General features: G+C 43.8%; 7 protein-coding genes. 2 read left to right on the top strand and 5 right to left on the bottom strand.

The features are described from left to right. The 4 genes from DDR33_RS24495 to DDR33_RS24510 form a co-directional block, all read right to left on the bottom strand. On the bottom strand, positions 1–3,143 hold a 3,143-nt coding region (locus DDR33_RS24495; protein WP_146198860.1), incomplete at its 3' end, for a hypothetical protein. A gap of 226 nt (positions 3,144–3,369) precedes the next feature. Continuing rightward, a complete protein-coding gene (locus DDR33_RS24500; protein WP_146198861.1) occupies positions 3,370–6,639 on the bottom strand; it encodes an RHS repeat domain-containing protein in 3,270 nt (1,089 codons plus the stop codon). 188 nt (positions 6,640–6,827) lie between these two features. Further along, on the bottom strand, positions 6,828–7,037 hold the full coding sequence (locus DDR33_RS24505) for a hypothetical protein (RefSeq protein ID WP_109418435.1): 210 nt from the start codon (positions 7,035–7,037) through the stop codon (positions 6,828–6,830). Between the two features lie 87 nt (positions 7,038–7,124). Next, complete coding sequence (locus DDR33_RS24510; RefSeq protein WP_109418436.1) at positions 7,125–8,201, bottom strand: DNA/RNA helicase domain-containing protein; 1,077 nt, start codon at positions 8,199–8,201, stop codon at positions 7,125–7,127. Between the two features lie 294 nt (positions 8,202–8,495). On the opposite strand from DDR33_RS24510, the gene DDR33_RS24515 reads away from it, so the two are divergent. Next, positions 8,496–8,825 (top strand): helix-turn-helix domain-containing protein, encoded by a 330-nt coding sequence (locus DDR33_RS24515; protein WP_109418437.1) that lies wholly within the window; start codon positions 8,496–8,498, stop codon positions 8,823–8,825. An 11-nt stretch (positions 8,826–8,836) separates the two neighbouring features. After that, on the top strand, positions 8,837–9,412 hold the full coding sequence (locus DDR33_RS24520) for a DUF1990 family protein (RefSeq protein ID WP_202913841.1): 576 nt from the start codon (positions 8,837–8,839) through the stop codon (positions 9,410–9,412). A 438-nt stretch (positions 9,413–9,850) separates the two neighbouring features. Here DDR33_RS24520 and DDR33_RS24530 read toward each other — a convergent pair. After that, the coding region (locus DDR33_RS24530) for an RHS repeat domain-containing protein (RefSeq protein ID WP_146198862.1) at positions 9,851–10,921 on the bottom strand (1,071 nt) is incomplete at its 5' end.

The raw sequence follows: 10,921 nt of genomic DNA on the forward strand, positions 1-10,921 counted from the left end.
CGGTACCAGTAGCTGAGTACGTAGCTCCGGCTGTTGGGAACAGGCCAGCTGACGGTATAGCTCCCGCTGTAGTACTTCTTGCCGGTATGGGCGGCTCCCGCCGTCGCTCCGGCGGTTTCTTCGAAGTTCTCTGAGTAGAACTCCGACTCTGTGGCGTTTTTGACTTCGCTGGTCGGGTACTGTTTATTGTAGCCCCATTGGTAAGAGAGCACCGCAAATTCACGCTCTTTTAAAGAAACTGGCTTCCCAGTAGAGGTATATGAATTAAACTCCTTTAAAACCCGATAATCCGAGCTCTTTTCCAGTATTCCATTTCGGACCTTGGTAAGCTCAGTGAACGGTCTAAGCTGATCGGATTCTGTTACGTACGTAACAGATGGATATAAATTACCTGAATTGAAATCTCTATACAGTGTTAACAGGCCATCTTTAATCCATTCTTGTCCATCTTTGATATATGAGTTAGTTTCCTCGATCCGATAATCCAGCATATTTTTGTTCTGCATTTGTTTGAGTGTCCTTAATGCTACGTCATCATCGGATATTACGTAATAATCTACAGGATAACGGTAGTAAACCAAATCCTGACCACCATCGCTCCTACTGGTCTTCACTACCGACATTAAAAGGTTTGAAGGATTATAAGTGTAATCAGCTGTTATACTCTGGGGATTTCCTTCCTGATCAAAGTAATTCCTGATATTTTTCCTCAAACAAATCCATTCAGAGATGTATCTCATGTCTCCATATGTTATTCTTGACATATTATTTTGATATGGACAATAAGTCAAAAAACCCAGTTTACGTCCTTCTACCTTTGTCCTGTTTTTCGATTCATCTGTCAAGTATTCGTTTATTTCTTGTTGTATTACTCTTCCCTGAGAATTGTAGAATGTTGTTTGAACCGGGAGTCCCCTCTTCCATTTAGACGAACTCAAGCCTGAAAAAGGGAAGCTTTTTACACTATTATCCGGTTCGTATGAAAAAATATGTTCTACTTTTCCATTCTCCCCATTTTCTCCTAAGAGCTCGAGTACCCTGGTGTAAGACACAATAGTCCCTCCTGTAAAATACAAGTCCGTATTGCTTCTGCCGGACACGGTTAAATAGGAGATAAAACTAGAACATCCAGGCAACGTTCCGCCAATACAATTAATCCCCGTTGTTGTATAATATGTATATTCAGGTGAAGACAAAATAATGCCCGATGAACGGTCGGATTCTTTAAAATCCATATATTCAAACTTTCTGATATTCTTATTCCCGGTAGCTACATCCATTGCTGTGATTCTTTTAATTCGAAGGCCTCCAACAGTCTTTTTTTTTGCGTATCCGGTTATGGTGTTACAGACGAAGCTCACTTCTCCATAATCATTTGGATTTGGGGTTCCAATCCTGACTATATGATCGCCTGCAGACAGTGATATAGTTTTAGAGACATTCTTTTTGGCAGCCCCTGTCACGGAAATCCCATCTACAGATATTTGAGTTAAAGACGGCTCTTGAGAGCAGTTCCCGCCTCTATTGTTACAGTTATCTCTGTAAGTACTAAAGGTTACCGGCCCGGCCTCCGCTAAAAAGAACGACTTGGTTGACTCCCCCGGACCTTCAGAGTTGTTACTTCGGGACAAGAAGTAATTTTTACTTCCGTATACTGGCTCACTAACAGGATTATTTTCTGAAACATTGTAACCACAGGTATTTAACTCATAATCAAAAGTGGTAGTGCCACCGGTAGGATATTTAACACTGGCAAGAACGCCTGCCACGGCATTCGTATATGAAGGATTCCTGTCTGCTTTTCCTAGAAACTGGTTTGAGTACCATATTTTAGGAACAAGTGTTGAATTATTGGCACCGTTATAAAAACCCCAGTGGTCCTGGCCTTTGTTTCCCTGGTCTGCAACTTGCCCGGGGTAATAGGTAAACTGATAGGAATATGCTCGTTTTCCTTTTACAAAATAGCAGATTGAGTCCAGACGTATTTTTTGACTGCTCGCATATTTACCCTGGTAAAAACGCCAGCAATGGTTTATGCTATTATCAGTTGAAATCTGGCTGATTGAATCAATTTTTACACTACCGTCCATCTCGCGCTGATAAAAGAAATATAAGCTGCTGGCAGGTGCTTTTACACGACTAACCAAAAGCTCCCGACGGTTTATCATAGTTATAGAGGAGGAAATCCGATCAAGCGGAAATGCGGCTGGGTTCGGAGCAGACACACACGATCCACCGCCTGATGCACGGTAATCATAGTTTTGTACAAAGTATTGACTTGAACTATTAGCTGTTTCTGCATAATAATCTATCTCAAATTCAACATTTCCGTCAGGTGCCACTACTTTAGTGAGGTACCAGTAACTTTTGTAAGATGAGGAAAAATCCTGCGTTCCGTTGGGGGTTGTGAAATCGGAAATTGTAGATGATGATTTTTCAAAGTAATAGGAAAATCCCTTTTCGTCAGTTAATTTAAAACCATTGTTATAATCTTCGATTCTCAATTTTGAATAAGGCATGGTATAGTACTTGGAACTATCGGGATTATAAAAAAATGATCCGGATCTTCCATTAAAATAAAAGGAAAACAGATCCGGCTGCAAATCTAGGCGGCCATTAGCAGCAAGGAGCAAAGGGTCGTTCATCGATTTAGGCGTATATAACCCTCCTCGTACCGAGTCAACGTACCTGTGCGCATCATTGTAGCCTGTAACAGGTTCGTCGTCCGGAAGGCCAATAACGGCTCGCGTGATAATTCCAATACTTAAACAACTCCAGTTAGCCCCGACAATACCAGAGGGTTCATCCACTGGAATCCCAAGATGATTATATGAAAGAGATACCGGTAAATTCAGGCCTATTCCTTTTAAGAAAAAGAGGGGAACTGAAAGATCTACCTGGCCGGAAGAAAGATTCAAATTAGAATCTCCGTATCGTCCCAGATTAGATGCGTCCGGCCTGGGAGGGATAATATTTGTCGCTTCAGAAAGAGGTATCTCTTGTGCACACAATTGTAATTGGTGGACAGAAACGACTAAAACCGTAAGAGAAAGAAACTTCAGAAAAAAGTCGAAAGAGTTACTTGCCCCAAGCTGAAGGCGACTGTACTTAACCTTTGCTTGATGATGAATAGAAAAAATCATGGTGTTTGCCACATGGGACAAGCACCATAAACAGTCTTTATTGAAAAGCTTGAATGATCTTCCCAACTGACAAGCTCTGATTGTGTCATTGAAAAGGAGCTTAATTATTGTTATATGATACAAATTGCGATTAACATTGGAGAGTAACGAATTAGAAAATACCCGGAGGTTCCACATAGGTACCGGCTTAAAGAATATGATGTTATTCTGGAGGGTCTTCATCTGTTTATGGTTTATAGTGATAGGTACAATCTTTCAGGATGGCGCCGCTGCGGTCTTTGATGTACTGCAGCCGCCCGAAGCTGTCATATTGGTAATACACGGTATTGCCTTTTTCGTCGGTACTGCTGCTCATGCCGGTCAGGGGCTCGTATGTATAGGTGGTCATCCAGGCATCCGACGGGTGGATGCGGATGTCGTCGAAGGCATCGCCTGTCGAAAGGGTCACCGGACCGCTGTAGGGCTGCTGGCCGGAGTACTTCCAGATGCCGCCCTGCCGGTACCAGTAGCTGAGTACGTAGCTCCGGCTGTTGGGAACAGGCCAGCTGACGGTATAGCTCCCGCTATAGTACTTCTTGCCGGTATGGGCTGCTCCCGCCGTCGCTCCGGCGGTTTCTTCGAAGTTCTCCGAGTAGAACTCCGACTCTGTGGCGTTTTTGACTTCGCTGGTCGGGTACTGTTTATTATAGCCCCATTGGTAAGAGAAGAGAGGACCGTTTGCCTGCGATTGACTTTTCAGGTTACCCCGTCCGTCATATCCGAGATAGCGGATCCTTACTTCCGGCTGTTCGGCGTTTTGTGCGGTCAAAAGCATCTCCGGTTGTAATATTCCATTACCCCAGTCTTTAAAAAGGATCACTGTTTTTTCACGACCTTGTCCGTTGACCTTTTCAGTTTCCAGGACTTCATTGATCCGGTAAGCTGACTGTAAGGCAATTAGCGCTGGCTGACTGCTTGTTAGTCCCGAACTATGGGGATATTTGTACTGCGTTACAACCTCGCCAGAACGGCTGCTGGTTTCACGATCCTCGGTTTTTTGAAGGTTGACCATATTATCATATAAATACCGGTGCCTGGTGGTTATCTCGGGAACGGATGTGCTGCCTTCAGTATTGAACGAGGTGACCGTGGAGGAATCCAGCCTGAGCCAGTTTGAAATGATCCGGTAGCTGTTTACTTTATAGGTGGCCTGGATGGCCCGGGTGCCGAACAGCACATGGGGCGTGTGCCTGGAAATAGCCAGGCCAAGCCCCCGGCGGGCAGGATCGGATACCAGAGTATTGGGCAGATAATGGTTGTTCCAAAACAAATCCTCCTGTTGCACAGAGTGGTAGTAGTTTTCTTTCTGTATAGTTAAATACGCCGTACCCTTTTTTTTGAAGACCTCTCGTTCCAACAGGTTGCCGTTCATCCAGTCATAGCCCGTCACGGGAGATTGCGGGTCTTCCTGGCTTCCACCTGAGTCCCGTTCAAAGGAAAAACGGTTCACTGTTTTTCCAGCCTCGCCGCCTTCCTGATATTCTGTTACTTCCGTATACGCCACAGCTCCCCCCTGACTGGCGCCCAGGGGAAAAAGGGATGTGGAGGTCTGGTGCCAGAAATTGTAAGCCGATATCCGTTCAAATGTATAATCGACTGCGGCATGGGTATAAAGGCGGGTATAAACGGGGAAAAAGTTTATTTTTCCTGTCGATCTGCCGTCTCTTGTATATTCAAACCGCTTAACGGTGGGATTGCCTGTACCCGGGTACGTCCATATTTCTTTGATCCTCAACCCGCCGGCAAACTTATTTTTCTCTATATACTGATCGGTCGTCTTTTTGAACTCCGCTTTAATAAATGCTGTTCTGCTCCCGTATACGGTATTGGTGAGGGTATAGGTTCCGGCAGCCAGGTCAAAGGCTGCCCGGGTGACGGATGAATTGATCGCACAGAAATAGCTGAACCCATTGCTCCCGGTAATCCCAAGGGAAAAACCTGCATCACTTTCGTCCTCATCTCCTCCGATCCCACCACCACCTCCAGATGGTTTGGACGAGCTGTAAGACAAATAAACCCGGGCAGGGACGTCTAATGTAAAACTGCGGGTCACCGTTTGATTTGCTACGGAATAGAGTGACACCGAAAAGTCTTCTTCTGTGCGTTCATTCCCCTGGAACCAGTAATCATTTGGTTCAAACCTGAGAGCTGTGTAGCCACCGGTGGGATATTGTACCCTGTTAAGGATGGCAACGGACGAGTACGCGGTGTCGACCTCCCGGTCTGCGCCGTCAAACTGGTATTGATTTTCTTTTGGCAAAAGGGTCTGATTGGGTTTCCCGTTGTAAAATCCCCAGTGGTCCTGTGCGTAAGACATACGGGAAGGTATGCCAATAGATTCTTTATAAGAGAATGTATAGTAGTTGCCCTCGGGATCCTTTATCCGCTGGAGTTTCAGCCGCCTGCTGTCCTGATCTCCTGTCAGTGATCCGAAATATCCGTATTCCAGTTCGTAGATCCGGGTGCGTTCTCCTTCTTTTATCCGGACCTTACCGAGGCTTTTTGTGCCTGGCAGGTCGGTCCTGTCGTTCTCATAAACAAAGGTGATGTCATGGCCGGATGAGGAAGTGATCCTTTCCAGTCTTTGCGAGCTTACCAGCATCCGGTCCTGACTCATGTTACAATCTTCCGGCGGGACCGTTCCTCCCGAAATGGCCTTGTACCGGGAGAACCCTAATTGGGCTTTATAGGAATAGGATACCTGGCTGTAATGAAATTCGATAGAGTCGGCGTTCTGCAACCGGATCTTGGTCAACACCCAGCTGGCACTACCTGAAGAACCAGGGCAAGGGTTCTCCCGTGTAGTGGATTCTATCTTCTCAAACAGGTACTGCACTCCCTGTTCATCCGTAATGGTAAACCGTGGCTGGCTATTATTGACCCAGCTGATCTTTAAAGGTTGAAAAGGCACAGTATGGGCCTGGCCGTACTGGTCGAAGCAGAATTTGCCGTTCTTCCCGTTAAAACTGTAATAAAACAGGTCGGGTTGTGAATCGGTGTCGCCGTTTACTACGTATGTGGCATACTTGTATAAGGGTCCTCCATCGCCTTGGGAGGCGTCAGGATTATATCCGACATAGCCTGCGTTTAACTGATCGGGTATCTTATACTCCGGGGATGAGGCCGACAGGGCAAAACCTTTGCTTTCCAGATCGGGAAGACCATTTACTGAGCTAAAGATACCTCCTGTTGCTGTTAAGGTGAATCCTAGTCCTACATTGGATGCAATGTCTTCGACTTTTATTCCCCCTCCATGATAGTTAAGGGTTATAGGATACTGGTAGCCTTTGATCTTTATGGTGTAAAGCGGTATGGACACCGAGGGGACTCCAGTGTGAAGGCCCACCGGAATATCTCCGTACTTTGCCATCTGGGCTGCTTCGGGACTGACGGATAGCTTGGGCCGGAACGGCGCATTACTGACTCCCTGGCCACTTGCATGCATAGATGTTTGCATGATGAGCAAACTTACCGAAGCGAGCCGGAGCATGCTCCGGACCTCCGAATGATGCTTAATGGCTCTTCGTCTTTTTATTGAAAAAACTTTCCTGAAAAACAGAGAGCTGTGCCGATAAAATAGCTGGGTCATTGAATATAATTGTGAGGGTTTACCGTTCATAAAGATTAATATGTTTTTCCATCTCATCAGGGTTTATAGTCTCCTTCCTTTATTTCCCACAGCGGAATGCTGACCGAGGTTGTACCAGTAAACAGGCCTATGGGGATCTTCTCGTATTTGCCAAAAGATTCGGCATTCGGTGATGGAGGGATTTTTGTTTTACTTTCAATCCCGGATTCCTGCCCATAGCCGGACCAGGAAATCGATAAAAGTGCGATAAAGAAAAGATATTTCATTAATTAATCTTATAGTATGCTAGAGTAAGAATATCGTTTAAAAATTGGACGATCTGATTCGGTCTCTAATACATTTGCGTCGACATTCTATAGTCCTTTTTCAAGTCCGGTTATTTTCTTCAGAAAGTTAACGAAGAGATCTTTGAATTCAAAGTTTATTACATGAATGAAGAAATTCTCGGGATGAAATGGCTGTTTGGCATGACGAACGATACAGCCTACCTCTGTAACTGATTCGGGTTTGATCATCCACAACATCTCGTCGGAACCCAGGTTCCAGCGCATCGCAAAGTCATATTCCGGCATAACAACGTCCATTTTCGTGGTGTCGGTTTTGCTGACCCAGTTCCAGCAGATACCGGCCAGGAGGCGGGCTTTGTTACGCTCTTTATTCTTCTCAAAAATCACATCGAGTAGTTTGCCGGGGTCATCGAATACTTGAAAATCGTACTCCTGAGTACTAAGCGTAGGGTTTGCCGTGTCTTTAATTTGCAGGGTGTGATCTAACCATGCTAAATAGCCATCGGAGCCGCTGCAACGAAATTGTGAAACCAGATCCATAGTGCTTACCCCGGCATTGTAGAACCTTGCCCATTTGAGAATTTCATCTTCGAAACCGATATCATGCAGGGTGACTTGCTGATCTTCGTCTAAGAAAAACACAGCGCATTTAGAGGCATGGATAATTTCTTTGATCTGGTTCTCGCCCTTATTCTTCAGCATCCCCGACTTTTCGCTTAAGCGGTGCGCTTCATCTGCGATTAACAAATCATACGCATTGCCTGGAGAGTCTACAAACGAACCGGAGCCTTTGAATAGATTAGAGATATGGCTCTTCTTCATAGACCCGGTTAAATGGCTTTCATAAACTGCGCGTGGAGCGGCATTCCTGGTGACGTAGCAACTCAAAAGGTCTTGCTTGGTTGCTTTGACCAGTAAGTTGATGGCAACGACGGATTTGCCTGTTCCCGGTCCTCCACGGACAATTAACACTTTCTTTTTAGACGGTCGGGCGCTCCTGGCGATTGCCAATGCTTCTTCCTGTATGACCTTCTGGGCATCGATCATCACAAATTCTTCGTTCCCCTGAAGCATGGATGAGATACTGTCGGCCAGTGCCTTTGAGGGCCGGATTTTGCAGCCATCGATGAGGTGGCTGTCCATATCAGAAGCTACAGCGGGGGATATACTTCGGTAAAGGAACACCTCAGTTCGGCTAATCAGGCCTGGCTGAACCGCAGTCCGGAATATTATCTGGAGCGGGCCCGTTATAAGTAGGAAGACCTCTACCGCCTCCTTGAGATCATTTTTCAGCAGGACCGGTATCCCGAGTATGCCCGGTACGGGGTCAGCATCTCCGGAATCTCCATATCTATCAAACTTTTGTGAATTTTATACTACAAATAAGGTTTCTATCTTTGCACAATCACTAACTTTTAAGGTAAAAGCACTACAGTTATGAGTTTTGGAACCCGTTTAACCACCATCCGCAAGGAACATAAGATCTCGCAAGGCGAACTGGCCCAAAAGGTAGGTATTCACTCCAATGTGCTTGGAAGGTACGAGCGTGGTGAGGCTACGCCATCAGTAGAAATGGCTGCTAAGATTGCTGACGTTTTAGGTGTTTCTCTTGATTACCTGCTGGGTAAAACGGATGTAGAGCTGGATCAAAGTATCCTGGATAAAGTGATTTCCATTCAAAAGCTACCTGAAGAAGATAAGAGCCATATCATGTATTCCCTTGATGGCTTGATACAACACGCCAAGAAAAGGTTGGCTTATAAATAATTGATCTGTAAATGAAAGTTTATCTTACTGATCAAAAAAAACATTTTGAAAAGCACTTGGCCTTCTTTAAAGAAAAAGCCATAATTGTATACGATCAAAAAAGATTAATAGAAAAGAGTACGGTAATTGATATTGTCACCAAAAAAAGATTAACAGAGCTTCCTATTAACTTTCTTTTTGATTATAACATCTTCCCTGATTATATAATGACTGCTTTATGTCAATGGAAAAGTGAGAAAAGAAACATGTGCGTTGGTGACACTATAGTACAACAAGCTTTCCTTCCGCCTACCCGATACTTCTCACATAAAATACTAATGGGAGTTCGTATTAATAACATTATTAATGAGTCGAAAAGATTAGGCTTTTCATATGAAACATTGGAAGGGCATATAGAACAGGGTGTATCTACCTTTATGATTGAAGAACTGGAAGAAGGTAAGATTATTTTCAAGATTCATACCTTTTCGAAGCCCCAACACATATTGGCAAAACTTGTAAGCCGTATTTTTTCGGTGCCCTATCAAGTTTTTTGTACTAATCAGGCTCTTAAAAACGCCAAAAAACAGTTGGAAAAATATAATTAGAAGGCACGAATGTGCCCTCTAATTATATTATAGCTTATTAGATGAAGAAGCCCCCCGCTAATAAGGATCCTACTAAATAAAGCACTGATATTGTCAGTAAGATAAGAGATATAATAAGTGTAAGGTTCTTCTTATTACTTGCATATTCTTTATAAGTACCATAAGCTAAGTAAAGCAAACTAACAATTATCACCGTGTTCCTTACTCTAATAGCAACTGCATTGAATGATACGAGTTTATCTAACCCTAAGGAGTTCGAAACATTTTCGGTAGAAGTTATATTTGCAAACCAACTTATAAGGACTACTAAAAAAGCCGAACCCAAAAAAAACCGCATTGAATCTCTTAATACCCAGGTGTTTTTATTTAATCTAGTTGAAATAATATAGTTAAAAAAGACAACACCTACTAAAGAGATAAGGACTATGAAGTTGATCATCACTTGATTGTTTTTTGTACTACTGTGCCACCAGTAGCTTTAACGAAATTATTTAAGAAGGTATTCCAGTGTTCAGTTTGCGCCTGACGACCGCCCAAGTAGTTATAAATAACATTTGTAAAAAAGTTACTATTACGAGCAGCAGAATTAATATCTAGTACAACTTGTCCCTTAGCATTCTGTTTCACACTAAAAGTAATTGTCCCTGCTTCGACATGCCCTTTCCACGTTTGAAAAGTCATACTATAAGAATCTTTACTTTCTGATATATTAATAACAGTAACTCCAGTATGTATCGCACCTGTATGAAAGTTGCCATCCTCGTCTACATATTGTTTTTCGCCATTTACAAAAGAATTTGAATAGGTTCCTAGGCTAGGACCTCCAACTATCGATACCTCATCCCCTTCCTGCATTGCTCCATCTCTACTCACATTCTCGAAATAAGACTGCCCTTCTACAAAACTTGAAAAGTCACCCCTAATTTGGTCAAACATAGATTTTGCAGAATGCTTTGAGTTATTTACGGTTGCGCTGTAATGACGCCTTATTAATTTACCATATCCATCAGCCGCAGATTGTAATTTGTGCTTTTCCTTATTCTTTTGCTGTTGGATAAATGTAGCAATCTCATCAGGATCAGTAGTGTGAGAATTACCATCTTCATCTGTGGTCCACATCCCATCTGGATCAGTAAATCTTATAGGATTATTATAAGTATATACATACGGAGAATACTTTCTGCTTACCTCTGCTAACGGGTCAACAGTAGTGAACCTTCCTATCACCGGATCATAGAACCTGGCCCCATAATCATACTGGTCTGTTAAGACATCCTGAATCTCCTTTCCATTGTAAAGATACTTGTTTTTTGTTCCGGCAGCATATATCGGTGCGTTTAAGCCGAAGGCATAGTATTCGTCTTCCTGGATGACATTGCCTGCGGCATCCGTGCTTACCCGGGTATTGCCCAGATGGTCCTTCAGATCGTATTCATAGCGGTAGGTGCCGTCGGTATTCCGTACCGCCCTGCCCTCTTCGGTCTGGATGAAATCGATTGTTCCGTTGGT

This window comes from Pararcticibacter amylolyticus (genome assembly GCF_003130405.1).
In the GTDB taxonomy this organism is placed as follows: domain Bacteria; phylum Bacteroidota; class Bacteroidia; order Sphingobacteriales; family Sphingobacteriaceae; genus Arcticibacter; species Arcticibacter amylolyticus.